Source organism: Tardiphaga sp. 813_E8_N1_3 (assembly GCF_051811025.1).
Lineage (GTDB): Bacteria > Pseudomonadota > Alphaproteobacteria > Rhizobiales > Xanthobacteraceae > Tardiphaga.
Map to the genome: position 1 here is coordinate 2,124,688 of NZ_JBPWQE010000001.1, position 26,001 is coordinate 2,150,688.

The following is a 26,001-nucleotide window of genomic DNA, read 5'->3' on the forward strand; positions in this document are numbered from 1 at the left end:
ATCAGAGACGCGTTCTGGCCGATGGCTGCGACCATCGCGACGGCGGCGAGATTGGGCGTGATCCCGTATCGAAGGTCTGTGTGACCTGCCGGGCCGCACAGTAAGCGGGGCGCGTCATGCGTGCGCGCAGATACGCGTCGGCTTCTTTTGTCGGCAATTCCTTGTCGATCACAAGTTTGTCGAGTGCGCAGGCGAGGGCGTCTGCGCCCGGCTTGGTGCCGGTGGCGTCGCAGGTCCAGCCACTCAGGAATACGGCTCTGGTATCGAAGCGCGAGCTGAAGGCGAGGCACTGTTTCCAGCGGCCATCGGTCTCGACGCGCGTTTCGACGGCATGCACAGGGCCGTAGCGTGTTTCCAGATCGAAGTGAGTGTAGAGCGTCTGGAAGCGCATGTTACGCAAAAGCTTTGTGTCGCGCGGCTCGAAAGTCGGCCGGGTCTGGACGCCGCCCGGAGGCGGGAATGCGACCGCCACTGTGAGATCGATTCCGCGATGATCCAGTGCACCGTATTGCATGATCTCGACACGGCCAACCAAACCGCTGGTGATGACATCGGAGCTGACGGGTAGGCGGCCGAAGCTGCCGTCGGTGATCCTGAAGCCCGGCTTGGTCTCCACCACCTGGACGCGATTGCTCCAGAGCCAGATCATTCCGAAGGCGATGAGGCCGAATACAATCATTCCGAAAAAATAGAATGCGTAGCGGACGAAAACGCCCGCTAGAGACACCGCAGACGTGAACTGGCCAGCCGTCGTGTCTGTGTCGCGGAAAGACAAGGGGCGCTCCCGATGCAAATCAATTGCGTCGAATGATACCGACTTGTCGCACGAAATGACGTGAATACCGTTTCAATCGCAGGCTTCATGCCCGCCATAGTTGTGGCAGGGTAAACGTGGCGCTGCGCGGATCGCTAAAATTGAAACGATTGAGCTGGGCTTCTTACTTAACCTCGCCCCGCAAAAGAGCGAGGAGAGGTTAAAAGAAAACGGGGCCCGAAAGGGCCCCGTTCAAAATCCGTCAGCGGCTGTATTCAGCGCTTACTTGATCTTGGCTTCCTTGAATTCGACGTGCTTGCGCGCGACCGGGTCGTACTTCTTCTTGACCATCTTGTCGGTCATGGTGCGCGAGTTCTTCTTGGCGGTGTAGTAGAAGCCGGTGTCCGCGGTGGAAACGAGCTTGACCTTGATGGTGACCGCTTTGGCCATGGTAGAACCTCTGAATGTCGGGAATCGGGTGACAGCCAGAGAACTGGCCGTGTTGGGGCGCAACCTAGCCCCGAACGCCCCAAAGTCAAGGTTTTCCGGGGTGGTAAATCCGGGGATTTGCGGGTCTTAACCCGGAAAGAAGCGGTTTTCGGGCCGTGGTAGCCCCAAATTCTCGCGGAGCGTCCGGCCTTCATACTCCCTGCGGAAAATCCCGCGCTTTTGGAGTTCCGGGATCACCCGGTCGACGAAGTCGTTCAGCCCCTCCGGCAGATAGGGGAACATGATGTTGAAGCCGTCGGAGGCCTCGGTTTCCAGCCATTCCTGCATCTCGTCGGCGATGGTCTGGGGCGTGCCCACGAAGGCGGAGCCGCCATAGCCGCCGAGGCGCTGCGCAAGCTGGCGCACGGTCAGGTTCTCGCGCCGGGCGAGGGCGATGACGCGCTCCCGGCCACTTTTGCTGGCATTGGTTTCGGGAATCTCGGGCAGCGGGCCATCGGGGTCGAAGACAGAGGCATCGGTGCCGAGGTTGATCGAGAGCGAGGCGATGGCGTTGGCGTAATGCACCTTGCTGTCGAGCAGCGCGCGTTTCTCCTTGGCTTCATCCACGCTGTCGCCGACCACCACGAAGGCGCCGGGCAGGATCTTGAGATGGTCGCGGTCGCGGCCGAGCGCGGCCATGCGGCCCTTGATATCGGCATAGAGCTTTTGCGCTTCGCCGATCGGACCGCCGCCGGTGAACACGGCTTCTGCTGTTTCGGCGGCGAGCTGCTTGCCGTCTTCCGATGCGCCCGCCTGCACGATCACCGGCCAGCCCTGCACGGGCCGGGCGATATTCAGCGGGCCGCGGACCGAGAGATACGGGCCCTTGTGATCGAGCACATGCATCTTCTCGGGATCCATGAAGATGCCGGTCTCGACATTACGGATGAAGGCATCGTCGGCGAAGGAATCCCACAGGCCGGTGACGACGTCGTAGAATTCGCGTGCGCGCTTGTAGCGCTCGGCATGCTCCATGTGATCGTCCAGGCCGAAGTTGAGCGCGGCATCGGGATTCGATGTGGTGACGATATTCCAGCCGGCGCGGCCGCCCGAGATGTGATCCAGCGACGCAAAGCGGCGGGCGACGTGATAGGGCGCGTCAAAGGTGGTGGAGCCGGTGGCGACGAGGCCGATATTGTCGGTGACGGCAGCCAGCGCCGATAGCAGCGTGAAGGGCTCGAACGATGTCACCGTGTGGCTGCGCTTCAGCGCCTCGACGGGCATGTTCAGCACTGCAAGATGATCGGCCATGAAGAAGGCGTCGAACTTGCCGGCCTCGAGCTTCCGGATCATCTGTTTGAGGAAGGGAAAGTTGAAGTTGGCGTCAGGCTGAGCGCCGGGATAGCGCCATGCGCCGGTATGGATGCTGATCGGGCGCATGAAGGCCCCGAGCTTCAACTGACGCTTCGCCATCTGGAATTCCCCGTGATGCTGGTCGGGAACAGATAGGGACATGCGCAGGGAAAGCCATCATATCCTGCGAGAAGATTTTTGCGATTTGCTGAACGCTCGGAGCACATTTCCGCTCGTCATTCCGGGGCGTCCACGTCTTCGTGGGCGAACCCGGAATCCCGGAGTGATGAACATGTCGGGATTCCGGGGTCGCGCAAGGGCGCGCCCCGGAACGACGAGCTTGGGGCTGGGTGTGACCGGCTACACCCGCTTCGGATTGACCGTCGGGTCCATCGCGAATTGCGTTTCCAGGTAGTCGATCATGGCGCGGGTCTTCTGCGGCACGAAGCGGCGCGAGGGATAGACCGCGCTGATTGGCACCGGTTTCGGTTCGAAGGCTTCGAGCAGCACAATGAGACGACCGGTCTCGATCTCATCGGTGAAATGCCAGATCGGCACAAACCCGATGCCGAGGCCGGACATCACGGCTTCGCGAATGCCTTCCGAACTCTGGGTGCGCACCGGTCCCGTGGCTTCGATGGCGATCGGGCCGTCCGGACTTTCGAAGCGCCAGGTCACGCCGCCGGTGAAGCGCGTATAGGGGATGCAATCATGCCCGATGAGATCGTTCGGATGCGCAGGCAGCGTCTTGCCGCGCAGATAGGACGGCGAGGCCACCAGGATGCGGCGTGTCACGCCGATCTTCCGGGCGATCAGGTTCGGGTCGGTTACGACGCCGGAGCGGATCGCGAGATCGATGCCGTCCTCGACCAGATCGCTGAAGCCGTCACTCATTACGAGGTCGACACTGACGTCGGGGTAGCGCGCCAGAAACCCCTTCAGATGCGGGATCACCCGCAGCCGTCCGAACACCACGGGGAGGGCCAGTTGCAACGTGCCTGATGGTCTGGCCCGGCGGCGTCCCACCGCGCCCTCGGCCTCGGCAACGGCTTCCAGCGCCAGTTTGGCTCGCTCGTAGAAACTGCGGCCGTCATCGGTGAGCGTCAGCTTGCGCGTGGTACGGGTGAACAATCGAGTGCCGAGATGGTCTTCCAGCGTTGCCACCTGGCGGCTGACGGTCGGCTGGCTGGAATTCTGCTCCTCAGCCACACGGGTGAATGAGCCCGCTTCGACGACGCGGATGAAAGCCTGGAAAAGGGCAACTGTATCGGTCATTCATCCAAAATACGGATAAATAATATCCGAACAAGCCCATAACCGCTAATGAGCGAATGGAGGATGTTCTCCATGTCGGACGGCGATGGCGCCGCCCCAAATCAGACGGAGAGCATCATGACCCGCAAACTCGAAGGTAAAATCGCAGTCGTCACCGGTGGCAGCGCCGGCATCGGTCTGGCCGCCGCGCAGCGCTTTATCGACGAAGGCGCCACCGTGTTCATCACCGGCCGCCGCCAGGCCGAGCTCGATGCCGCCGTGAAGCAGCTCGGTCCGAAGGCCGTCGGTGTGCGTGCGGACGCAGCCAAGCTCGCCGATCTCGCGCATCTGTTCGATACGGTGAAGGCTGCCAAGGGCAAGATCGATGTGCTGTTCGCCAATGCCGGCGGCTATGAATTGAGCGCGTTCGGCCAGATCACCGAGGACGTCTATGACAAGATGTTCGACATCAATGTGAAGGGTGTTTTGTTCACGGTGCAGCAGGCACTGCCGCTGCTCTCCGACGGTGCCTCGGTGGTTCTCACCGGCTCGGTGTCGGGATCGAAGGGCATGGAGTCCTTCAGCGTCTACAATGCGACCAAAGCTGCGATCCGTTCCTTTGCGCGCAGCTGGACCGCCGATCTCAAGGCACGCCGGATCCGCGTCAATGTCGTCAGCCCCGGACCAATCCAGACGCCTGGCCTGGACGTATTCGCGAATGATGACGTGAAGGGCTTCCTCAAGACGCTGGTGCCACTGGGTCGCCTCGGCACCGCGGACGAAGTCGCGAAGGCGGTTCTGTTCCTGGCATCGGACGATTCCAGCTTCGTCGCCGGCGCAGAATTGTTCGTCGACGGTGGCCTCGCTCAGATCTGACGATGGGCCTAGCAGATCAGGAAGGCGCCGCATATGCGGCGTCTTCTCATGTCAGAAACTGTGCATGTGCGCGCTGGCGCGATACTCGCTCGCCATCAGCTCTTCGTTTTTAGCAACCTGAATCCACGAGATGGCGAGTTGCAGCAATGCGCGAACTTTGCGCGGGTCACCTTCCACGCTCGCGCGCTGGCTGAGGGCCGACGCCTTGCGACGATATTCCAGTGACGCGCGCGTAAATGTCGAAGACTCGACCTGCGGCGTCCAATTCATCTGTCCCATAACTGGGAATTCCTGTGAGCAAGACAACGGTAGCCTACCGCGCCACACCAGTTATCCCACTAAGGAAACAGTTAGAATTAGAATAGGTCGAAAAGCGAGCCCTCTTATTTGATTAACTCAGCTTTCGCCGGGCAGCATGTCGAGTTGCATCTTGCCGCTGTACCAATGAAAGAAGGGCAGTGGCGCGTCGTGACGCAACGGGCCTGTGGCGAGACGCTGCTGCAATTGATTAAGCACGTTCTTGGTCATTGCGTGCGCGTCGGCGAGGTGCGCGGAGCCGAGTTCGACCCAGACCAGTTCCACCAGTTCGGCATCGGCATGCACGACGCCCTCGACGCGATGCGCGATCGATGATGCGTCAGCTGTGAAGAAACGCGTATCGAAGCGCTTGATACGGCCGGGTGGTGTGATGGCGCGCGCAATCAGGAACAGGCCGGAGGGATCGGGCAGGAGACCTGCATCGCTGAAGGCTTCCCATACGCCGGGGAGCTTCCTGGTCGCGCCATCGACCTTGCGGCCGAGGCAGAGGCCGGTTTCTTCGCAGGCTTCGCGGATGGCGGCGACAGCGAGCGAACGCGCGCGCGATGGCGGCGTCTTCGGGCTGCCCTTCATGAGGTTGGCTTCAAGCTCCGGCGGCAAAGGTGCAGCCACCGGAATCTTGTTGTCGGTCGTGTCGACACTGCCGCCGGGGAAGACGAACTTGCCGGGCATGAACACAACCTTGTCGTGACGCTTGCCGACAAGCACTTTCGGAATCGGGCCGGAGCGATCGACCAGCATCAGGGTCGCAGCGTCGCGCGGACGCTTATAGGGATGGTGGTCGGCTTCCTTGCCGATCTCGACTGCGTCGCTCATTCCGTCTCCTGAAATTCTTCTTATTACGTGCTGTTCAAGGGGACGGAGAACGTATCAGTCAGCCGGGCCGTCGCCAAATCCGTGCATGCGGAATGCCCACTGCAATCCGACCACGGCGCCCTTGACCGGCTGCAGCAGCAACAGCGACGCGATCAGCGTGATCGGCAGGTAGATCGCAAGTTGCAGCGCGACCGATGGCGAGTAGTTGGTCTCGATCCACAATGCGATCGGCACGACGATGTGACCGACGATGACGATCACGAGATAGGCGGGAAGATCATCGGCGCGGTGTGCAGAGAAATCCTGTCCGCACTTGTCGCAGTGATCTGCGGTTTTCAGGAAGGCGCGAAACATCTTGCCTTCGCCGCAGTTCGGGCAGCGGCAGGCGAAGCCGCGCTTCATCGCGGTCCACACATTGCGTTTGGCGGAGGAATCCAGCGTCGCGCTCCAGATCTTCGGTGTGGTCAAAGTCATCATGACATTACCCCTTTTTCGGCTTGCCGGGGTTGCCACCGGCGCGAGCCTTGTCAGCTTTGGCCGCCTGCCGCGCATTGCGACCGGGCTTGGCCTTCTTGGGCGCCTTGAGCTTCTTCGACGATTTGAACTTCGTCGCACCAGAAGGCCTGGCTTTAGAAGTATCGGCACCCGGATGACGCGGCCGGTCTGCAGCGTCATTGCTGCGGGCATGTTCGCGTCGGCGGTTCCGTGGGGCGGTACTGCCCTCGGAAAGCATTTCGAACCGCAAGGCACCTGCAACGGGCGCTGCCTCGACCAGACGGACATCGACGACGTCGCCCAACCGGTGCATGGCACCACTGCGTGTACCGACGAGGGCGTGGCGAGCTTCGTCATAGTTGAAGTATTCGGTGCCCAACGTGCGGATCGGGATCAGGCCATCGGCGCCGGTCTCGGTCAATCGGACAAAGAGTCCAGCCCTGGTGACGCCGGAGATCCGGCCCCGGAAGGTGGCGCCGATCTTGTCGGCCAAAAAGTGCGCGATCAGCCGGTCGGAGGTCTCGCGCTCGGCCTTCATGGCCCGGCGTTCGGTGGCCGAAATCTGCGCCGAGATTTCGCTCAGCGTTTCCACGGTTTCGGTCTCGGGCAGTTCGCCTTCGCCGAGCCCGAGCGCACGGATCAGTGCGCGATGCACGATCAGATCTGCGTATCGCCTGATAGGTGAGGTAAAATGTGCGTAGCGCCGCAGGTTCAGACCGAAATGTCCGTAATTCTCAGCGGCATATTCCGCCTGGGCTTGCGAGCGCAAAACCACTTCATTCACCAGCGGTTCGGAATCCTGACCTTTGACCTGTGACAGTACCCGGTTGAATATCGCGGGCCGCAGCGCGCCCGCTTTGGCGAACGGCATGTCGAGGGTCTTGAGGAATTCCTGCAGGTTGTGAACCTTCTCCACCGAAGGCTCATCATGTACCCGATAGATAAGCGGCAGAGCCTTCTTTTCAAGCGTTTCGGCTGCGGCGACGTTGGCCAGGATCATGAACTCTTCGATGAGCTTATGGGCGTCGAGCCGCTCCGGTACGACGACGCGATCGACGGTACCGTCCTTCTTCAGCAGGATCTTGCGCTCGGGGATATCGAGGTCGAGCGGATCGCGTTCGTCGCGCGCGAGCTTGACCTGCGCATAGGCCGCATAGAGCGGCTTCAGGATCGGTTCGAGCAGCGGGCCGGTGGTATCGTCGGGATGGCCATCGATGGCGGCTTGCGCCTGTGCGTAATTCAGCTTGGCCGCCGAACGCATCAGGATGCGGTGGAAGCTGTGTGACTTCTTGCGGCCATCGACGCCGATCACCATGCGTACGGCGAGCGCGCCGCGCGGCTCGCCCGGCACCAGCGAACACAGGTCGTTGGAGATGCGCTCCGGCAGCATCGGTACGACGCGGTCGGGGAAATAGACGGAGTTGCCGCGGATCAGCGCGTCGCGATCGAGCGCAGAGCCGGGACGCACATAGAAAGCGACATCGGCGATGGCGACGCTGACAATGTATCCGCCTGCATTGTTCGGATCGGAATCGAGCTCCGCGTAAACGGCGTCGTCGTGATCTTTCGCATCCGGCGGATCGATGGTGACCAGCGGCACGTCGCGCCAGTCTTCACGGCCCTGCAATGTCGCAGGTTTCGCGTCCTCAGCTTCCTTCAACGCGTCGCGCGCGAATGCCTGCGGGATATCGTGGGAATGGATCGCGATCAGGCTGACCGCTTTCTCGGAGGAGAGCGAACCGAGCCGTTCCTTCACCTTGCCGGAACCGAGGCCGTAGCCACGGGTGCGAATGAGATCGACACTGACGAGATCGCCGTCCTCGGCGCCGTTGGCATCGGATGCCGCGATGTTGAGTTCGCGCCCGGCCTGCTTCTTGTCGACCGGGATCAATCGTCCGCCACCATTCGGCAGCGCGCGATAGATGCCGAGCAGGCGCGTGCGGGCACCTTCGAGCACCCGCACGACGCGGCCCTGATAACTGGGTAACTCACCGTCGTTTTCGATCTTCTCGATGCGCAGCAGCGCACGGTCGCCGACGCCGGCCGCGGTGCCGGGTAGGGGGCGGCGCGGTGTATGAATGCGGATTTTTGGCGTGACGCCGTCGGCCTCGTCCCATTCGACCGGCGTGGCGATCAACTCGCCATCGGCATCCCTGGAGGTGATGTCGACCAGCACGGTTGGCGGCAGCGCCGCGGGCTCGCGCACGCTGCGGCCCTTTTTGGCGATGGCGCCCTCGTCGGCGAGTTCGCGCAGCATGCGCTTCAGCTCGACGCGGGCGGCGTTCTTCAGCCCGAATTCACGCGCGATTTCGCGGGTGCCGATCTTGCCGGGATACGCGCGAACAAACGCGACGATGGCATCCCTGGTTGGAAAGCTGCTGTCGCGTTTCTTGTTCACAATTATCCGTTCTAGCCAGCGCTCTTCTTCGCGACCGTTTTCGCGGCCTTCTTCTTGGCAGGCGATGTCTTCGCCTTCACCGGCGCGCGCGCCTTGCTGGCGGCAGCCGTTTCAGCCTTTGGCTTTGCCGCGGCTTTCTTCGCAACAGCCTTCTTGGCCGCCGGCTTCTTCTCGGCTGCGTCGGCCTTCTTGGCGACAGCCTTCTTCGCCGGTGCTTTCTTGGCGCCGCGCTTCGGCTTGATGCCACCCTTGGCCACGCGCTCGTCGATCAGTGCGATGGCTTCGGCGAGCGTGATGGTCTCCTGCGTCTTGTCGCTCGGGATCGTCGCATTGACGCCGCCAGCGGTGACATAGGCGCCGTAACGCCCGCCCTTCACGGCGACGCCGCCGAGGGTCGGATGGTCGCCGAGCGGCTTGCCGGGATCGGCGCCGAAGCGACGGCCTGATGGTCCCTTGGCGATCTTCTCGGCAATCAGCGTCACCGCGCGGTTGAGGCCGATGTCGAACACCTCGTCGCCGGCCTCGAGGCTGGCATAGGTCTTCTCATGCTTCACGAACGGTCCGAAGCGGCCGAGGCCGGCCGTGATCGGCTCGCCGGTTTCTGGGTGCTTGCCGATCTCGCGTGGCAGCGACAGCAGCTTGAGCGCCATATCGAGTTCGACATCGCTGGGCGATGTGTTCTTCGGAATGCCGGCACGCTTCGGCTTCTCGCCTTCCTCGTAGTCCTTGGCATCGCCGAGCTGGATGTAGGGCCCGAAACGTCCGGCCTTCACCGCGACTTCGAGACCCGACACCGGATCGGGGCCGAGCACGCGGTCAGCATTCGCACCGGAGTCCGCAGCGAGCGGACGCGTGTAGCGGCATTCTGGATAGTTGGTGCAGCCGACGAAGGCGCCGAACTTTCCGGCCTTGAGATTGAGGCGGCCGGTGCCGCAGGTCGGGCACTGGCGCGGGTCGCCGCCATCTTCGCGCGGCGCGTAGATGTGTGGGCCAAGCATCTCGTCAAGCGCATCGAGCACCTGCGCCACGCGCAGATCCTTGATCTCGTTCACTGCGCCGATGAAGTCGACCCAGAAGTCCTTCAGCACCTGCTGCCAGGAAATCTCGTTATTCGAGATCCTGTCGAGGTTCTCTTCGAGCGCAGCCGTGAAGTCGTACTCGACGTATTTGGCGAAGAAGTTCTCGAGGAACGCGACGACGACGCGGCCCTTGTCCTCGCCATAGAGGCGCTTCTTCTCGAGGCGCACATAGCCGCGAGCCTTCAGCACATCCAGGATCGACGCATAGGTCGAGGGACGGCCGATGCCGAGCTCTTCCATGCGCTTCACCAGTGACGCTTCCGAGAAGCGCGGCGGCGGTTCGGTGAAGTGCTGGGTGACGGCGAGGTTCTCTTTCTTTAGCGCTTCGCCTTCGCTCATGGCGGGCAGGCGGCGTGAATCCTCGTCGTCGGCGTCGTCGTCCTTGCCTTCCTGATAGACCGCTAGGAAGCCGTCGAACTTCACCACCTGGCCGGTGGCGCGTAGCTCCAGCACGCGCGCGCCAGCCCTGGCCGTGATGTCCACCGTGGTGCGCTCCATCTCGGCGGACTCCATCTGGCTCGCAACAGTGCGCATCCAGACGAGTTCATAGAGACGATACTGATCGCTATCGAGCCGGGCCTTCAGGCTGGCCGGGCGACGCGCCATATCAGTCGGGCGGATCGCTTCATGCGCTTCCTGCGCATTCTTCGCCTTGCTCGTATACTGGCGCGGGGCATCCGGCACATATTGCTTGCCGTAATCCTCGCCGATGACCGAGCGGGCCTGCGTGATCGCCGACGGATCGATCGTCACGCCGTCGGTTCGCATATAGGTGATGAGACCGGTGGTCTCGCCGCCGATGTCGATGCCTTCATACAGCCGCTGCGCAATGCGCATGGTGTGCGCAGGCGCAAAACCGAGCTTGCGGCTGGCTTCCTGCTGCAGCGTCGAGGTGGTGAAGGGCGCCTGCGGATTGCGGCGCGCGGGCTTGGCATCGACGGTGGAGACCGTAAAGTTGGCGGCTTCGATGGCCTTCTTGAAATCTTCGGCTTCGGCACCGGTGCCGATATCCAGACGCTGGATTTTCTTGCCATCGGCGCCGACGAGGCGCGCGTCAAAGCTTTCACCGCGTGGCGTCGCCAGTGTGGTCACCAGCGACCAGTATTCGCGCGGGATGAACTTCTCGATTTCCTGCTCGCGATCGCAGACGAGGCGCAGCGCCACCGACTGCACGCGGCCGGCGGATCGCGCGCCGGGCAGCTTGCGCCACAGCACAGGAGAGAGCGTAAAGCCCACCAGATAATCGAGTGCACGGCGCGCCATATAGGCGTCGACCAGCGCACCGTCGATCTCGCGCGGGTTCTTCATCGCATCGGTCACGGCCTGCTTGGTGATCGCGTTGAACACCACGCGCTCGATCTTTTGATCCTTGAGCGCACGCTTCTGCTTGAGAACTTCGAGCACGTGCCACGAAATCGCTTCGCCTTCGCGATCAGGGTCGGTCGCCAGAATGAGCTTGTCGGCGCCTTTGACGGCCTTGGCGATGTCGTTCAGTCGGCTGGCGGCCTTGGGGTCGATCTCCCAGATCATCTGGAAATTGGCGTCGGGATCGACCGATCCGTTCTTGGCGGGAAGGTCGCGGACATGGCCGAACGACGCCAGGACCTCATAGTCCTTGCCCAGATACTTGTTGATCGTCTTGGCCTTTGAAGGCGACTCGACAATGACGAGATTCATGTGATTCCAATAACTTAAAGGGGGAATCCGGCTTGGGTCTGCGAGAGTCGCGCCAGCCGTTTCGCGGCGAACATGGGTGCGAAGGGGTCCCGTGTCAAATCGTGAGTTGTTGATGGCTGCGGGTGCGGGTTCCTGATTAATTACCAAGGGTTGTGAAATGCAACTTTTAAGGGTAAGATTTGATGCTTCGTTGGTGCTGACGTCGCCCGGAATGTCCGGCCAGGGAATACCCATGACACTGCCAATTCCGGATGACCCTGCGCAGGGCGATGGCGGGCCGGAGGAGGCGGCACTTTATATAAAGGGTGCGGTTCGGGATCTGTCGCGGATGGCGCGCCAGCATCGCCACGACATGCTCGCTTACCTCCTCGACATGGCGCATCTGGAGACCGAGGAGATCCTGCGGCTGCGGGGCTTACGCAAGCCGTCAGGCTGTTGAGGGCACGATCGTCGTGTCGCTATAGCCGAGCAGCCTGCCGTCGGCCGCATGGAGCTCCAACTTCTTGATTTGCTTGCCGTTCTTGCGATCGACCATGATGGTTGTCGGTTCGCCCGGCTTGAACGCATAGTCCTCGCCCCATTGGCGTAGCGCCACCATGATCGGGAACACGGCGCGGCCTTTCTCGGTCAGCACGTAGTCCTGATAGGCGCTGCCGTCGGCTGCCGGCTCCAGTTTCAGGATGCCGTCCTCCACCAAGGTTTTCAGTCTGATGGCGAGGATGTTCTTCGCCAGTCCGAGACTCTTCTGGAATTCGCCAAAGCGGCGCGCGCCCAGCATGGCGTCACGGATGATCATCATCGTCCAGCAGTCCCCGATCAGCTCCATGGATCGGGCCACGGGACAGGTGGAGTCCTTTAGACTGGTGCGTTTGGCCATGCGACTTTCCAGCGGCGAAAAAGAAAATCCGTGATCGACGGACAGGGTGGTTGCATTATGAAACCATCCGCTCTAAATGGCAATCTGGTTTTAAAAAGCAACCACTTGATCATCAGGAGATCATCATGCGTTTAGCGAACAAGACGGCGCTCATCACAGGCGGCAATAGCGGTATTGGCCTAACCACGGCAAAGCTCTTCGTGGCGGAGGGTGCCAAGGTGGCCATTACGGGCCGCGACAAGGCCAAGCTGGACGCGGTAGTGGCCGAACTCGGCCCGAATGCGATCGGCATCGTCGCTGATGCGACTGACATCGCTGCCACCGAGAATGCCGTGGCCAAAGCTGTCGAGAAATTCGGCAAGCTCGACATCGTGTTCGCGAATGCAGGGATCAGCGCACACACGCCGGTGGGCGGCACCGCGCTCGATGTTTTCGAGTCCGTGCTGAAGACCAACATCACCGCCGTGTTCTTCACCGTGCAGGCGGCTTCAGCCCATCTCAATGACGGCGCGTCGATCATTCTCAACGGCTCGGTGATCTCCGTGCTCGGCAATCCCGGTTACGCCGCCTATGCCGCCAGCAAGGCCGGCGTGCGCGCGATGGCGCGCGTGATGGCGTCCGAACTCTCACCACGCAGCATCCGCGTCAATGTCGTCTCGCCCGGCGCCACCGCGACACCGATCTGGGATCGCGTTGCGCCGGCCGGCGATGCATTTGACGCGTTCGAGAAGCGCCTGTCGCAAACCATTCCGCTAGGTCGTTTCGGCAAGCCGGAGGAAGTTGCGAAGACGGTGCTGTTCCTGGCATCCGACGATTCATCGAACGTGCAGGGTGCGGAGATCTTCGTCGATGGCGGTGCGACGGCATCGCCGGCTGGTGCACCGGCGTATCGTAGCTGAATGATCGCAACGCGTATCGTCATCCCGGGGCAGGCCGAACGCTTAGCGGACGGCATGAACCCGGGATCTCGATATGTGAATCTCATTTCGAGGTCCCCCGCCGCTCCAATTGGAGTGGCTGAGGTTCGCGCATTCAGCTGCGCTGAAAACGCGCCCCGGAACGACGCGTATTAGTTAAGCCGCGTGTAGATCCGTCGCTGCCTGCAAGGCACCGGCAACGGCTTTCTCGCGTAGCTCCGGCCCCATCATGATGCCGTCGGCGGCGATGAATTCAAGATTGGTGACGCCGATGAAGCCGAACACCCAGCGCAGATAGGTTTCGAGATGTTCGCCGGCAGCCGTCGGCATGTCCGCGCCGTAGAAGCCGCCGCGTGAAATGGCAACGATGACGCGCTTGCCGCCCGCAAGGCCTTCGGGTCCCTTGTCGCCGTATTTGAATGTCTTGCCGGCGACCAGGATGCGATCAATCCACGCCTTGAGCTGGCTCGGAATGGTGAAGTTGTACATCGGTGCGCCGATCACCACGACATCGGCAGCAAGAAACTCTTCAAGCACGGCATTACCGGCGGCGAGATCGGGCTGAAGTGCGGCGTCGGGCGCTGCGCCCTGCGCGACGGCGAGATGGGAGCCGGACAGATGCGCCAGTGGCGTGGTGGTGAGATCGCGATAGGTGGTTTCAAGGCCGGGATTGGCCTTCGCGAGTCGGTCGACGACGGCGGCGGATACCTGCCGGCTGACGGAGTGGGGGCCGAGCACGCTGGAATCGATATGGAGCAGTTTCATCTGGGTCATCCCTGGTATAGGTTTGTAACTGACGCTAGATGAGTGACTGTCAAAAACTGCGCAAGAAGGCACAATTTTGAAACCCGAGCACAAAAAGGTGCCTGCTTTGCCGGCGATTCCGCATCAGGAGAGCGACTGTCGCGGCGTCGCCTCGGTGCTGGCGCGGGTCGGCGACAAATGGAGCGTGCTGGTGATCATGCTGCTCGGAGATGGGCCGCGGCGCTTCAACGAGTTGAAGCGGATGGTCGGCGGCATCTCGCAGCGGATGCTGACCCTGACTTTGCGCGGGCTTGAACGCGACGGCTTGGTCACGCGCACGGTATTTCCGACGGTGCCGCCCCGTGTGGACTATGAACTGACAGAGCTCGGCCGTGGGTTAAGCGATCCCGTCATGAAACTCGGCGCATGGGCGCAGCAGCATCTCCCCGATATCGACACGGCGCGGAAAAACTTCGACGGGCGCAATTCGGAGGACTGAGTCCTCAGATCATCGACACCAGTCCGCCGCCATGACGCTCCAGCCGTCCGGCAAGCTCGAGCTCCAGCAGCACGATGCGGACGGTGGCGGCCGACGTGCCGGCGAGGCGGATGAGGTCGTCGATGCCGACCGGGCTTGGACCGAGCAATGCGATCACGCGTGCGCGGTCGCTGCTGTCTGGTTCATCGAATGACGTGACGTCATCAGGTTCACGGCTCGGCAATTCGATCGGCCGCTCCATGATCGGCATGACGGCATTGATCACGTCGGAGGCTTCGGTCACCAGCGCAGCGCCTTGCTTGATGAGGTCGTTGGTGCCGGCGGCGCGGGGATCGAGCGGTGAGCCCGGCACGGCAAACACTTCGCGGCCCTGTTCGGCAGCCATTCGTGCGGTGATCAGCGAACCCGAGCGATGGGCGGCTTCGATGACCACGACGCCGAGTGCTGCACCCGAGATCAGACGATTGCGGCGGGGAAAATCGCGGGCGCGCGGGACATGGCCGAGCGGCATCTCCGAAATCGCGCCGCCGTTGTCCAGCAGGGCGAACAGCAGGTCCTCGTGTTCGGGCGGATAGATTTTGTCATGACCGCCAGCCAGCACCGCGACGGTGCCTGCATTCAGGCTGGCGCGATGCGCGGCCTGATCGATGCCGCGTGCGAGGCCCGACACGATCACGAAGCCTGCGTCGCCGAGATCGCGCGCCAGTCTCTCCGCGAATTTCAGTCCCGCGCCGGACGCATTGCGCGAGCCGACGATGGCGATCATCGGCCGCATCAGCGCGTCCACTTTGCCGCGGATGCCAAGCAGCGGCGGTGCATCGTCGATCCCCGCCAATCGCGGCGGGTAGCCGGGCTCACCGGGCGCGACAAGCGTGGTGCCAATCTTGCGTCCGAGGTCGAGTTCTCGCTGTGCATCGTCGGCGCTGCAGATCCGGCCGGCGCGGGTCGCACCGCCGCGGCGCGCCAGATCGGGCAGTCGCTCCAGCGCGACGCGTGCGCTGCCGAAATGGTTGATCAGCGATCGAAAAGTACGAGGCCCCACATTGTCGCTGCGGATCAGCCGCAGCCAGTCGAGCCGCTGGGCGTCCGTGAGCTGTCTGCTGCCCTGTGAGATGCTGTCCAAACCATGCTCCCCCGGTGGAGAGCATCTATCAACTTAAGGATGCATTCAATTGACATTCGCACTTAAGGTGCGAGAGTAGGGGTGAGCCCTGATGGCTTGTGTTCAGTGATGGCAATGCTTTGGGACGTGAACAACTTCCAGCGGATCGGCGCATCGAGCAACGCCGCCGTTGGGCGTGAGTTCGAGGAAGCGGCGCAGATCTTCTTTCATTCCGAGGGCGTGCAGCTTGCGCGCAATTTCGTCGTACCCGTCGGCCACCGGCTGCAGAAGAACAAGCGCTTTGACCTTGGCAGCGCCAGCCCGCGCATCCTGGTCGAATGCAAGTCCTACACCTGGACAGTGTCCGGCAATCGGCCGAGCGCCAAGATCCGCGGCATGAACGAAGCCATGCTACTGTTCGGTGCGGCGCCGCGCGACTATCGGAAGATTCTGTTCGTACTCAAACATCTTCACCCGCATTCGAAGGTGAGTCTGATCTCGCACTATATCAAGAACAACGGCCACCTGATCAGCCGCGGCGTCGAGATCTGGGAATTCGATCTCGACGCGAAGCAGGGCGCGCGGGTGTTTTAAACTGACACCGACGCCGGGTTGGTCGCGGCTAGCCTCGTTTGCCGAATTCCTCAGCCGCGATCCGGACCGCCTGCTGAACGGCGGGATAGCCGCTATAGGGGGCTAGGTTTAGCAATGTCTCCAGAATTTCGTCTCGGCTGGCTCCCACATTCAGGGCGGCATTGATGTGCACGCGAAGCGGTGTCTCGGCGGTCTTCGATCCAACGGCGGCGAGGGCGGCGCAGGCGGTTAGTTCTCGCGTCTTGGCGTCTATCCCCGTACGCGAAAAGATCTCGCCATAGGAGTGTTCGACAATCATTCGCCCGAGGTCAGGGGCGATATCGTCAAAGCTTCGGACTACGGCATCTCCGGATGCGCCCGAGGTCTTTCCGAGCGCCGCGCGTCCGCGCTCCAATCGCATCTGCCGGGTTTCGGCATTAGCCGGGCGGAACGATATCGGCTGGCTTGCGGCGGTGTCGCCAAAGGCTTCCTTGGCAACCGCAAAGGCATTCAAGGCGCACGGAAAGCCACGATAGACGCTGACTTGCATCAAAAGTTCGACCACTTCGTCTCGCGTTATGCCTTGGGCTAGCGCGCCTTGGATGTGCCGGCGGAGGGCAGCGGCACGATTGCCGCCTGCAGCCAACATAGCAATGATCACAAGCGCCTTGGCCTTCGAATCCAGCCCCTGTCGGGAAAGTGCTTCGCCGAAAGCGAATTCGACCGAGAGCCGCGCCAGATCGGGCGAAGCTTTTTCAAACTCACCGAAATATGCCTGCATGTCGCCGCCGGTGAGGCGGCTTGCAGCTTCGCTGCCGTTCTGCGCGCGTCCGGTGCCATCGTCCGTGGCGGGCTCGACCGGCACGAAAGCGAGCTTTCGTTCGGCGAAAATGCTGCGCAACAGCCCGACCGCATTGATGGTCGGAGGAAAACCGAGCAAGGCGACGGAAACGAACATCAGTTCGACGAGGACGCGCGGCTCGCCGCCGACATTGAGATAGCCCGCCATATGATACTTCAGTTGCGGCTGGGCACTCCCATCGGCGAGCAGCATTGCCGCCGTACAAAGTTGTCGCAGCGGAAGCGCGAGCCCGGGCCGAGACAGCACATCGCCATACGGATACTCCACAGTGAAGCGCGCGAGATCCGCAGATACTTCCGCCAGGCTGTTGACGGGGCCGTCGAAATTCTCGCCGCCGACCTTGCGCAGTATGTCGAAGCCGCGTGCGAATCGCTCATTGCCCATTGCTGTTGTTCCTGCATCGGCTTCTTGCGCGGGAATGGCCAACGAAGCCCCCGCTGCGCCGAGCGCTGTGAGAAAATTGCGGCGGGAGGCAATTTTGTCCGCCGGACTGTCTTCGCTGGCGGGAGCGTCCGCGTTCTCCTGCGGGGTGATCTCAACCTTTAAGGGGGCGCGCGAGCGTTTTGCGGATGTGCCGTGTCTGGTGATCCGTGGCAGCGTCATTGTCCTTCTCCACCGTGTTCAGGCCGGAATAGCCGGCGATTTTGGTGTCGAGGACGGCAAGGCAGTCATGAAGTTCGGCCAGACGAGCACGGACATTGGTCCGATGCTGCTCGAGGATGAGCCGGCGGTCTTCCGTAGTTTGCGAACCTCGCTCGCGCAGCTGAGCGTATCGCAGCATGTCGCGGATCGGCATCCCGGTCGTCCTGAGGCGTCCGAGAAAGGCAATCCACACCAAGATGGAAGCGTCATATTCGCGTTGACGGGAGGCATTGCGCGGTGCGCCAGGAAGCAGCCCGATCCGCTCGTAATAGCGGATCGTGTGTGCTGACAAGCCGGCGCGCTTTGCGAGTTCTCCGATTTTCATGTTCTGTCTTCTCGTCACGACGCTGACCTTGCTACAGGTTAGAGTGCGCTCTAAGTCAACAGCAAATACTTCTTCGCTCGGAGCTGACGAAGCGGCATTCGCATCCAGTTATCGGCATCAAAAGCGGTGATGCCGGATCGGGATCAGGCCGTGCAGGCAGCACGGCGGCGAAGGACGTCAACTGTTCACGATCACGAAGCCCAAGCGGCCTGACTCAATTTTGCGCACCGATCTTGCCTTCGGTGCCATTCAGCAATCGCTTGATGTTCTCGCGGTGCATGAACCACAGCAGCAGCGTCAGCACGCCAGCACGGCGAGTTGCAGGGCCTTGGCCCACCACAGCAAGATCGGCGTGATGGCGCTGGCGGTCAGGGCCGAGAATGACGAGTAGCGCGAGGAGAAGGCGCAGGCGAGCCAGGCAAGGCAGAACACGATGGCGGCAGGCCAGTACAGGCCGAACATGATGCCGATATAGACGGCGACGCCCTTGCCACCCTTGAAGCCCAGCCAGACCGGGAAGAGGTGCCCCAGGAAAGCGAAGAGACCGGCGATCATGGCCGGGACGGGACCGCCGACACTGCCGGCGATGATGACGGCCACGGTGCCCGTGTGGCTCGATCAGAATGCCGCTTATTTCTTCGGCTACTGCATCGTCAAATTCATTAGTTCGTCGGGAAGTTCGCTTTGTGCGCACCATGCCTTGACGGTGGCGGCGAACAGGTCAGGTCGTTCGCCATTCCAGGCATGGCCGACGCCCTTGGCCAGCCGCGCCTGCGAATTCGGCAGCACCTGGCGCAGCCGCGCCATTGAAGCGAGGATCAAGGGGTGTTCGTGTTCGCCCGCGACGAGCAGCGTCGGCGTTTGGATTTCTGCCGCGTTCGCGGGAAGTGAAAACGCGCTGGCGTCGTGGCTTGCTACGATGAAGTCTCGGATCGACAACGGCTGAAGCGATTGGCGATAGGCCTCGAACCGATCCGCTGGAATGTTCAGTGCCCGCGCATTGAGGCGCGCAGACAGCCGGGTCTTGATCAACGGCGCAATCGCATAGGCGGCGGCGTCGATCAGCCATCTGTTGGGGAGCGGCAACACGTTGATCCCGCTCAACAGGGCCCGCTCGACCACACTGGGATGTCGCGCCAGAAGCGTGAGCCCGACATAGGCACCGAGCGAGAGACCGACTACATGCGCGTGCCCCGACGGTACATTTTTACGGATGATCTCCGCGACGAGATCGGCGGCTTGCTCGAACGAGCGCCACCTGACGTCATGGCTGTGCCCGTGGCCCGGCAGATCGGGGATGAGACAATCGAAATCCGTCAACTGCTCGATCTGCTCCTGCCACATCCAGCCGCTGGTTCCGATTGCATGCAGGAACACGACGGGAGGTAGGTTCGGCCCGCTTGACCTGTGCAGATGAAGCACGCGTGGAGCCTTTGCAGACTTGTTTGGTGGGATTGTCGTCGTGCAGGGAGATCTTGGTCGTGGATTCTGATGTCTTAATGCCGCAACTACTACTTCGCGCCGATCTTGCCTTCGGTGCCATTCAGCAATCGCTTGATGTTCTCGCGGTGCATGAACCACAGCAGCAGTGTCAGCGCGGTGGCCAGCACGGCGAGCTGCGGGGCCTTGGCCCACCACAGGAAGATCGGCGTGATGGCACTGGCAGTCAGAGCGGAGAATGACGAGTAGCGCGAGGTGAAGGCGCAGGCGAGCCAGGCAAGGCAGAACACGATGGCGGCCGGCCAGTACAGGCCGAACATGATGCCGATATAGACAGCGACACCCTTGCCGCCCTTGAAGCCGAGCCAGACCGGGAACAGGTGCCCCAAGAAAGCGAAGAGACCGGCGATCATGGCCGGGACGGGACCGCCGACACTGCCGGCGATGATCACGGCGACGGTGCCCTTGAGGGCATCGAGCAGCAGCGTCGCCGCGGCAAGGCCCTTGCGGCCGGTGCGCAGCACGTTGGTGGCGCCGATATTGCCGGACCCGATGGTACGGATGTCCTGTGTGCCGGCGAGCTTGGTCAGCACCAGTCCGAACGGGACGGAGCCCAGGAAATAACCTAGCGCGGCGGCGAATATGTAGAGAACGATCATTGGACCTCTATTCTAAGACGCGCTTCGCACTTTCGTGCTTGCAGACGCGCTTCGCGCTTTCGGTGCCCTGAGACGCACTTATCGCGTCAGACGTGCTCGTAAACGGTGCGTCCGCCGACAATAGTGCGTGCGACGCGCCCCGTGAAGCGGGCTTCGTCGAACGGTGTATTCTTGCATTGCGACTTCAGGTCTGCGGGATCCAGCACCCACGGCACATCGGCGTCAATGACAATGATGTCGGCGACAGCACCGGGGCGCAGCGTGCCGCCCGGCAGGCCGAGCAGCTCGGCCGGGCGTGTCGACATCGCACGGATCAACTGGGTGAAGGTGAGCTCGCCATTGTGGATCAGCCGCAATCCCGCCGACAGCATTGTTTCGAGGCCGATGGCACCCGGCGCGGCTTCTGCAAATGGCAGCCGCTTGGTCTCGACGTCCTGCGGATTGTGGTCGGACATGATGACGTCGATCAATCCTGACGCGACGGCCTCGACCAGCGCGCGGCGGTTCTCTTCGGTGCGGAGCGGCGGCGACAATTTGAGATAGGAGCGATAGGGCCCGATATCGTTTTCGTTCAGCGTCAGGTGATTGATCGACGCCGAGGCGCTGACACGCAAGCCGGCGTCGCGGGCACGCTTCAGGATCTCGATGGATTCGATGCAGGTCAACGATGCCGCATGGTAGCGCCCGCCGGTGAGGGCGACGAGGCGCATGTCGCGCTCCAGCATGATGGCTTCGGCAGCATTGGGAATTCCCATCAGGCCGAGCCGTGAGGCGCGCTCGCCTTCATTCATCACGCCTTCGCCGACGAGGTCGGGATCTTCGGTGTAATGCACGATCAGCGCGTCGAAATCGCGCGCATAGGTCAGCGCGCGGCGCATGATCTGCGCGTTGGTGATGCTCTTGTCGGCGTCCGTGAAAGCAACGGCGCCAGCCGCTTTCAATAGCCCGATCTCGGTCATCTCGTGGCCTTCGAGGCCCTTGGTCAGGGCGGCCATCGGATGGATGTTGACGATCGCGGTGTCGCGGGCGCGGCGCAGGACGAAGTCGACGGTGGCCGAGTTGTCGATGGTCGGCGAGGTATCCGGCTGGCAGATAATGGTGGTGATGCCGCCAGCTGCGGCTGCACGGCTGGCGGAGGCGAAAGTCTCGCGGTGGCTGGCGCCGGGCTCGCCGACGAAAGCGCGCATGTCGACGAGGCCGGGCGCCACGACCTTGCCGGCGCAATTGATGATGTCGGTGCCTTCAGGCACGCCAGCCGCGCCGATGCCGCGGCGGGCGTCGCGGATTATGCCGTCGGCGATCAGCACATCCCCGGGACCGTCGAGGTCGCTTGACGGATCGATCAGGTGCGCGTTGGCGAGGAGGATAGGGCGGCGATCTGTCAGCATGGCGTCACGCGTTCGGGAGGTTGCGCGCGAGCGCTTCGAGCACGGCCATGCGGACCGCTACGCCCATCTCGACCTGTTCGCGGATCAGCGACTGCGCGCCGTCCGCGACGAGGGAGTCGATCTCGACGCCGCGATTCATCGGCCCGGGATGCATCACCAGCGCATCGGGCTTGGCGTAAGCGAGCTTCTTCTGATCGAGGCCGAAATACTGGAAATATTCGGCTGAAGACGGCACAAAGGAGCCGTTCATGCGCTCGCGCTGCAGCCGCAGCATCATCACGATGTCGGCGCCGTTGAGGCCCTCGCGCATATCGCGCGCGACCTCGACGCCCATGCGCTCGATGCCCGGCGGCAGCAGCGTGGAGGGCGCGACCACGCGGACGCGTGCGCCCATCGTGTTGAGCAGGAGAATGTTGGAACGCGCGACCCGCGAATGCAGCACGTCGCCGCAGATCGCGATCACGAGACCTTCGAGGCGGCCCTTGTTGCGACGGATGGTCAATGCGTCGAGCAGGGCTTGCGTCGGATGTTCATGGGCGCCGTCGCCGGCGTTGATGACGGAGCCATCGACCTTGCGCGCCAGGAGTTCGACCGCGCCAGAGGCATGATGGCGCATCACGAGAATGTCCGGATGCATCGCGTTCAACGTCATCGCGGTGTCGATCAGCGTCTCGCCCTTTTTGATCGAGGACGATGACACCGACATGTTCATGACGTCGGCGCCGAGCCGCTTGCCGGCCAGTTCGAACGACGACTGGGTGCGTGTCGAATTCTCAAAAAACAGATTGATCTGGGTGCGACCGCGCAGGCTGGAGCGCTTCTTGTCGACCTGGCGGTTCAGCTCGACATATTCCTCGGACAGGTCGAGGAGGCCGGTGATGTCCGCGGCGGAAAGGCCCTCGATGCCCAGCAAATGCCGGTGTCCGAGGACGAAAGAGGATTTCGTGGCTTGGGTCATTAAAACGAAAGCTATAGGCAGAGTTGAAAAGCGGAGCAAGCGCGATTCGCCGGCTTTTCGGTTATCCCCCGGTCAGTCCGACCATATTCTTGCCGTCATGCCCGACGAATGCCGGGTATCCTCTCCACGGCGTACCGTTTTGGGACCACCTTCAGCGAGGGGCGACGCCGAGGCCGACAAGCCGCGTCCAAAGAGCTGACAGCGGCTGGGCAGTCTCGGCATCGTTCTATTCCGTTACGAAGTACACGACCGCCACGGCGGGGAACGCGAATCCGACCCATGAGGCGAGTGTCCATCCTCCTTGCGCGTAGGCCCATCCGCCTGCCGCCGAGCCAACCGCCCCGCCGACAAAAAACGTCGCCATGTAGAGCCCGTTGAGACGGCAGCGGAATTCCGCACCAAGTGAGAAGATCGCGCGCTGCCCGAGGGTCATATTCGCCGCGACCCCGAAATCGAGGAGGATCGCTGCTGCGACGAGGAGACCGAGGGCAAGCATCGAACCTTCAGGCGCGATGTGCGTCATCAGGAAAGCACCAGCCACCGCAAGCATGGCGACAGCGGTCGCAGGACGACTCCATCCGCGATCGGCAATCCGGCCCGCGATCGGGGCGGCGACGGCACCGGCAACACCCGCCAGCGCGAAAAGCGCGATCCCGCCTTGCGATAGGTGGAATTCCGGCCCCGCGAGCAACAGCGGCGTCGTGGTCCAGAACAGACTGAACGCGCCGAACAGGCAGGCGTGATAGAGCGCACGTCTTTGCAGGATCGGCGTCGTCACCGCCAGATGCCCCATCGAGGCCAGCAGTTCTCCGTAACGAAGTTTCGACGTCGGCATACGCCGTGGCAGTGCGCGGCTGAGAACCAATGCGAGGACAATCATCGCACTCGCCGACAGGAAGAACACGACGTGCCATGACGACAATTCAGCGATGAAACTGGATATTGGGCGGGCCAGCATGATGCCAAGCATCAACCCGCTCATGACGTTGCCGACAACGCGGCCCCGGCTCGCTTCAGGAGCCATATGAGCTGCATAGGGAACAAGAACCTGCACCGCGACCGACCCGAGGCCGATGAAGAAGGCTGCGATCAGGAACGGAAGTGCGTGAGGTGACAGTGCCGCGCCCAGCAGCCCTAGCGTGGCGACGCCAAGCATAATGAGGGTGAGACGACGGTTCTCGATGAGATCGCCGAGCGGCACGATCAGCAGCAGACCAGCCCCGTATCCGATCTGCGTCAAGGTGACGATAAGTCCCGTCGCCTGCGGCGAGAGGCCGAGCGCGGCACTGATCGGCCCGGCCAGTGGCTGGGCATAATAAACATTGGCCGCGATAAGCCCGCAGGCGGCGGCGAGGAGGAAAGTCATTCCAGTAGACACAATCCGCCTCTCGGGCAGGTGGTCGGTGATGGTGGTCATGGTTGTTCTCACAATAGAAAATGATCGTTCTCTAATTTGGCAAAAAAAATTAGGTGAGCGTGCGCATGGCAACCTCCACTACGGCCGCCATTTCCGCGCGGGTTCGCCCGGTCTTCCCGATGACCCTCATGCCTTGAAGCAGGCAGAGCATCAGCCGGGCGGTCGCCTTGCTGTCGATCCCGGTGGGAATGGAGCCGTCAATCTGCCCTTGTTGAATCAACTCGGCCATCAAGGCCTCATTCCACTTGAAGGATGCCGTGACACGCTGGGCGACCTCCTTGTCGAAGATCGCAAGTTCCGTTGCGCTCCCGACGACAAGGCAGCCCTGCAGCCCCTCCGCGCCGTGTGACGATTCGACATAGAAGGTCAGGGCACTACGAATACGCTCCAGTCCCGTTGCGCCATTCTTGATGGCGCGAGCTAGTTTTTCATTGCGAACCGCCTTGTTCCGATCGAAGGCGGCAATAAAAACCGCGCGCTTGTCTTTGAACGCCTTGTAGATGCTGCCTTGGGTCAGTTCCATTGCATCTGTCAGGTCGCCGATCGAGGTGGCGTGATAGCCACGCTCACAAAACACCCGAACGGCTTTATCGAGAGCTTCGTCCACGTCGAACTCACGCGGTCGGCCGGGGCCTCGGGAAGCGGATGATGGTACGGCGTTCGACATTACTCCTTATAGAAAATGAACGTTTCCAAATCAAGGGCTTTGAGCAGGTAAAGCGCCAAGCTTTCGGTCCTTTCCAAACGGCCAGCACGCCGATACGACTGTTCCCTGACGCGGGGGCGCCCTGTTCGGTCAATCATTGGCGGCGGGTCCGTCAGCTCGAACCACTATGACCCGACTTATCGGCGCGTTCGCCCCAGCCGCCTTTGCATCAAGTCGCCCCGATTGGATGGCGGAAGCCCTGATGATCAATTGTCTCAAACGATCCGTTGCGATGATATGGGGCCTTTCCGCGATCATGCTTGGCGTTACGCCCGCGCAATCACAGACGCTGCCCGATGATTTCGTGTTCCTGCGCGATATCGATCCCTCGATCCAGCAGGACATCCGCTATGCCGGCGTCAACAATTTCGTCGGCCGCAAGCTCAGCGGCTATGATAGCGCGGAATGCGTGGTGAAACGCGCGGTCGGCCTCGCACTGCAAAAGGTGCAGCGCGAACTGATGGCGCAAAACCTGTCGCTGAAAATGCTGGATTGCTATCGCCCGGCGCGGGCGTCGCGCGACATGGTGGCATGGGCGCGCGACGGCAACGAGACACCTGCGCAGAAGCGTTACAATCCATCCTTCAGCAAGGCGGATCTGTTCAAGCTCGGCTATATCGCCGAGCGCTCCGGCCACTCCACCGGCGCGGCGCTCGATCTGACGCTGGTCGATCTGCGCGCGCCGGCGTCGCCGGCATTCGATCCGAACAAAGCCTATGCAAGCTGCATCGCACCGGAAGCACAGCGCGCGCCGGAGGCCAGCGTCGACATGGGCACGGGTTACGATTGCTCCGATGCGAAGGCGCATACCGGATCGCGCGCGATTTCACCTGCGCAGCGGCGCTGGCGGGATCTCCTGACGTCGGCGATGGGCAGGCAGGGCTTTGTGAATTATTCCAAGGAATGGTGGCACTTCTCGCTGCCGGGCGTCGGCGCCACTGCGTATAATTTTCCGATCAAGCGCTGATCCGCAGGGCGGATGAGGCGAAGGCGTAATTCGCCGAGCGACGTCGGACGGTTCCTTGATCTCCTTTTCCCAACTAGGTTCCGCATCGTCTTTGCACCGAAATTGAGGGCGACATGACCAAGACAGCTCAGCTACTCAGCCCTCAGCATAACTTTGCGGTGGTGCAACTGCCGCAACGCCAGTTCCCAGGAGTCGTGATTCAGGGGGACACGCTGAACGGTTTGGTCGGGCAATTGGCTCGAATGAAATCGCTGTTGGCAGCAGGCGATCTTCAGGAACTTGCCAGCGAAATCGATGATATGAGTGATTTGCTGGCCAGTGCGTTGACGTCCTACACATTGACTTGCGCCAATAACTCGATCGGAACTCCCGTTTGGATCGACATCATGTGCCGCAGCAAGCGTTAGGGCCGATTAGCCGAAGGCGTAATCCGCCGTCTAACCATCGGCTGGCTCAATGCGCTGTGCTATTCCGCC

Annotated in this window: 27 protein-coding genes and 2 pseudogenes; 7 read left to right on the plus strand and 22 right to left on the minus strand. The window is 62.0% G+C overall.

The annotated features are described in order from the left end of the window. Window position 1: 1 nt before the first annotated feature. The 4 genes from AB8A33_RS10075 to AB8A33_RS10090 all read right to left on the minus strand — a co-directional run bounded on the left by AB8A33_RS10075 (window position 2) and on the right by AB8A33_RS10090 (window position 3,811). Window positions 2-775 (minus strand): hypothetical protein, encoded by a 774-nt coding sequence (locus AB8A33_RS10075; protein ID WP_439092578.1) that lies wholly within the window; start codon window positions 773-775, stop codon window positions 2-4. 261 nt (window positions 776-1,036) lie between these two features. Then, window positions 1,037-1,204 (minus strand): 50S ribosomal protein L33, encoded by a 168-nt coding sequence (gene rpmG, locus AB8A33_RS10080; RefSeq protein ID WP_068732385.1) that lies wholly within the window; start codon window positions 1,202-1,204, stop codon window positions 1,037-1,039. A gap of 126 nt (window positions 1,205-1,330) precedes the next feature. Continuing rightward, window positions 1,331-2,656, minus strand: a complete 1,326-nt coding sequence (locus AB8A33_RS10085; protein WP_439092579.1) for an LLM class flavin-dependent oxidoreductase — start codon at window positions 2,654-2,656, stop codon at window positions 1,331-1,333. 240 nt (window positions 2,657-2,896) lie between these two features. Further along, window positions 2,897-3,811, minus strand: a complete 915-nt coding sequence (locus AB8A33_RS10090; RefSeq protein WP_439092580.1) for a LysR substrate-binding domain-containing protein — start codon at window positions 3,809-3,811, stop codon at window positions 2,897-2,899. 117 nt (window positions 3,812-3,928) lie between these two features. Between AB8A33_RS10090 and AB8A33_RS10095 the strand changes: the two genes are divergently transcribed. Next, window positions 3,929-4,666 carry an SDR family oxidoreductase gene (locus AB8A33_RS10095; RefSeq protein ID WP_439077511.1) on the plus strand — a complete coding sequence of 246 codons (738 nt, stop codon included), beginning with the start codon at window positions 3,929-3,931 and terminating at the stop codon, window positions 4,664-4,666. A 51-nt stretch (window positions 4,667-4,717) separates the two neighbouring features. Here the strand turns inward: AB8A33_RS10095 and AB8A33_RS10100 are convergent, their stop codons facing one another. The 5 genes from AB8A33_RS10100 to topA all read right to left on the minus strand — a co-directional run bounded on the left by AB8A33_RS10100 (window position 4,718) and on the right by topA (window position 11,449). Then, on the minus strand, window positions 4,718-4,945 hold the full coding sequence (locus AB8A33_RS10100) for a hypothetical protein (protein ID WP_439092581.1): 228 nt from the start codon (window positions 4,943-4,945) through the stop codon (window positions 4,718-4,720). A 117-nt stretch (window positions 4,946-5,062) separates the two neighbouring features. Then, window positions 5,063-5,800 carry an NUDIX hydrolase gene (locus AB8A33_RS10105; RefSeq protein ID WP_089263756.1) on the minus strand — a complete coding sequence of 246 codons (738 nt, stop codon included), beginning with the start codon at window positions 5,798-5,800 and terminating at the stop codon, window positions 5,063-5,065. A gap of 54 nt (window positions 5,801-5,854) precedes the next feature. Beyond that, window positions 5,855-6,277 (minus strand): DUF983 domain-containing protein, encoded by a 423-nt coding sequence (locus AB8A33_RS10110; RefSeq protein ID WP_089263757.1) that lies wholly within the window; start codon window positions 6,275-6,277, stop codon window positions 5,855-5,857. 4 nt (window positions 6,278-6,281) lie between these two features. After that, window positions 6,282-8,693, minus strand: a complete 2,412-nt coding sequence (gene rnr, locus AB8A33_RS10115; protein WP_439092582.1) for a ribonuclease R — start codon at window positions 8,691-8,693, stop codon at window positions 6,282-6,284. Window positions 8,694-8,704: 11 nt separating this feature from the next. Beyond that, entirely contained in the window at window positions 8,705-11,449 is a 2,745-nt protein-coding gene (topA, locus tag AB8A33_RS10120; protein WP_439092583.1) for a type I DNA topoisomerase, read from the minus strand. 232 nt (window positions 11,450-11,681) lie between these two features. Between topA and AB8A33_RS10125 the strand changes: the two genes are divergently transcribed. Next, on the plus strand, window positions 11,682-11,888 hold the full coding sequence (locus AB8A33_RS10125; RefSeq protein WP_439092584.1) for a hypothetical protein: 207 nt from the start codon (window positions 11,682-11,684) through the stop codon (window positions 11,886-11,888). Here AB8A33_RS10125 and AB8A33_RS10130 read toward each other — a convergent pair. Further along, window positions 11,877-12,326, minus strand: coding sequence for a winged helix-turn-helix transcriptional regulator (locus tag AB8A33_RS10130; RefSeq protein ID WP_439092585.1), 450 nt, complete (start codon window positions 12,324-12,326; stop codon window positions 11,877-11,879). The two genes, AB8A33_RS10125 and AB8A33_RS10130, sit on opposite strands and share 12 nt — an antisense overlap. Window positions 12,327-12,451: 125 nt before the next feature. Between AB8A33_RS10130 and AB8A33_RS10135 the strand changes: the two genes are divergently transcribed. Next, window positions 12,452-13,225: an SDR family NAD(P)-dependent oxidoreductase gene (locus tag AB8A33_RS10135; RefSeq protein ID WP_439092586.1), complete on the plus strand. Its 774-nt coding sequence runs from the start codon at window positions 12,452-12,454 to the stop codon at window positions 13,223-13,225. Between the two features lie 174 nt (window positions 13,226-13,399). Here AB8A33_RS10135 and AB8A33_RS10140 read toward each other — a convergent pair whose 3' ends face one another. Then, complete coding sequence (locus AB8A33_RS10140) at window positions 13,400-14,008, minus strand: FMN-dependent NADH-azoreductase (RefSeq protein ID WP_439092588.1); 609 nt, start codon at window positions 14,006-14,008, stop codon at window positions 13,400-13,402. A gap of 76 nt (window positions 14,009-14,084) precedes the next feature. Between AB8A33_RS10140 and AB8A33_RS10145 the strand changes: the two genes are divergently transcribed. Continuing rightward, on the plus strand, window positions 14,085-14,486 hold the full coding sequence (locus AB8A33_RS10145) for a winged helix-turn-helix transcriptional regulator (RefSeq protein ID WP_439092590.1): 402 nt from the start codon (window positions 14,085-14,087) through the stop codon (window positions 14,484-14,486). A 4-nt stretch (window positions 14,487-14,490) separates the two neighbouring features. Here the strand turns inward: AB8A33_RS10145 and dprA are convergent, their stop codons facing one another. After that, a complete protein-coding gene (dprA, locus tag AB8A33_RS10150) occupies window positions 14,491-15,609 on the minus strand; it encodes a DNA-processing protein DprA (RefSeq protein WP_439092591.1) in 1,119 nt (372 codons plus the stop codon). A 108-nt stretch (window positions 15,610-15,717) separates the two neighbouring features. Between dprA and AB8A33_RS10155 the strand changes: the two genes are divergently transcribed. Continuing rightward, on the plus strand, window positions 15,718-16,182 hold the full coding sequence (locus AB8A33_RS10155; protein ID WP_081421847.1) for a hypothetical protein: 465 nt from the start codon (window positions 15,718-15,720) through the stop codon (window positions 16,180-16,182). Window positions 16,183-16,210: 28 nt separating this feature from the next. Here AB8A33_RS10155 and AB8A33_RS10160 read toward each other — a convergent pair whose 3' ends face one another. The 10 genes and pseudogenes from AB8A33_RS10160 to AB8A33_RS10205 all read right to left on the minus strand — a co-directional run bounded on the left by AB8A33_RS10160 (window position 16,211) and on the right by AB8A33_RS10205 (window position 24,459). Next, window positions 16,211-17,407 (minus strand): carboxymuconolactone decarboxylase family protein, encoded by a 1,197-nt coding sequence (locus AB8A33_RS10160; protein ID WP_439095900.1) that lies wholly within the window; start codon window positions 17,405-17,407, stop codon window positions 16,211-16,213. 33 nt (window positions 17,408-17,440) lie between these two features. Then, window positions 17,441-17,626 (minus strand): annotated as a pseudogene (locus AB8A33_RS10165) (twin-arginine translocation signal domain-containing protein); the annotation flags it as partial. After that, window positions 17,559-17,990 carry a MerR family transcriptional regulator gene (locus tag AB8A33_RS10170; RefSeq protein ID WP_439092592.1) on the minus strand — a complete coding sequence of 144 codons (432 nt, stop codon included), beginning with the start codon at window positions 17,988-17,990 and terminating at the stop codon, window positions 17,559-17,561. The gene AB8A33_RS10170 and the pseudogene AB8A33_RS10165, both read right to left, overlap by 68 nt. 214 nt (window positions 17,991-18,204) lie before the next feature. Next, window positions 18,205-18,596, minus strand: a pseudogene (locus tag AB8A33_RS10175) (glycerol-3-phosphate acyltransferase); the annotation flags it as partial. 36 nt (window positions 18,597-18,632) lie between these two features. Beyond that, a complete protein-coding gene (locus AB8A33_RS10180) occupies window positions 18,633-19,367 on the minus strand; it encodes an alpha/beta fold hydrolase (protein WP_439092593.1) in 735 nt (244 codons plus the stop codon). A 134-nt stretch (window positions 19,368-19,501) separates the two neighbouring features. Beyond that, complete coding sequence (gene plsY, locus AB8A33_RS10185; protein ID WP_175368473.1) at window positions 19,502-20,089, minus strand: glycerol-3-phosphate 1-O-acyltransferase PlsY; 588 nt, start codon at window positions 20,087-20,089, stop codon at window positions 19,502-19,504. An 86-nt stretch (window positions 20,090-20,175) separates the two neighbouring features. After that, window positions 20,176-21,477, minus strand: a complete 1,302-nt coding sequence (locus tag AB8A33_RS10190; protein WP_439092594.1) for a dihydroorotase — start codon at window positions 21,475-21,477, stop codon at window positions 20,176-20,178. A gap of 4 nt (window positions 21,478-21,481) precedes the next feature. Beyond that, window positions 21,482-22,435 (minus strand): aspartate carbamoyltransferase catalytic subunit, encoded by a 954-nt coding sequence (locus AB8A33_RS10195; RefSeq protein ID WP_089263769.1) that lies wholly within the window; start codon window positions 22,433-22,435, stop codon window positions 21,482-21,484. Window positions 22,436-22,661: 226 nt separating this feature from the next. Beyond that, window positions 22,662-23,852, minus strand: a complete 1,191-nt coding sequence (locus tag AB8A33_RS10200; protein WP_439092595.1) for an MFS transporter — start codon at window positions 23,850-23,852, stop codon at window positions 22,662-22,664. A 49-nt stretch (window positions 23,853-23,901) separates the two neighbouring features. Next, window positions 23,902-24,459: a TetR/AcrR family transcriptional regulator gene (locus AB8A33_RS10205; RefSeq protein WP_439092596.1), complete on the minus strand. Its 558-nt coding sequence runs from the start codon at window positions 24,457-24,459 to the stop codon at window positions 23,902-23,904. Window positions 24,460-24,790: 331 nt separating this feature from the next. On the opposite strand from AB8A33_RS10205, the gene AB8A33_RS10210 reads away from it, so the two are divergent. Together AB8A33_RS10210 and AB8A33_RS10215 are read left to right on the plus strand one after the other, a co-directional pair. Continuing rightward, complete coding sequence (locus AB8A33_RS10210) at window positions 24,791-25,525, plus strand: M15 family metallopeptidase (RefSeq protein ID WP_439095901.1); 735 nt, start codon at window positions 24,791-24,793, stop codon at window positions 25,523-25,525. 113 nt (window positions 25,526-25,638) lie between these two features. After that, entirely contained in the window at window positions 25,639-25,932 is a 294-nt protein-coding gene (locus tag AB8A33_RS10215) for a DUF6959 family protein (protein ID WP_439092597.1), read from the plus strand. The last annotated feature ends 69 nt before the right edge of the window (window positions 25,933-26,001 follow it).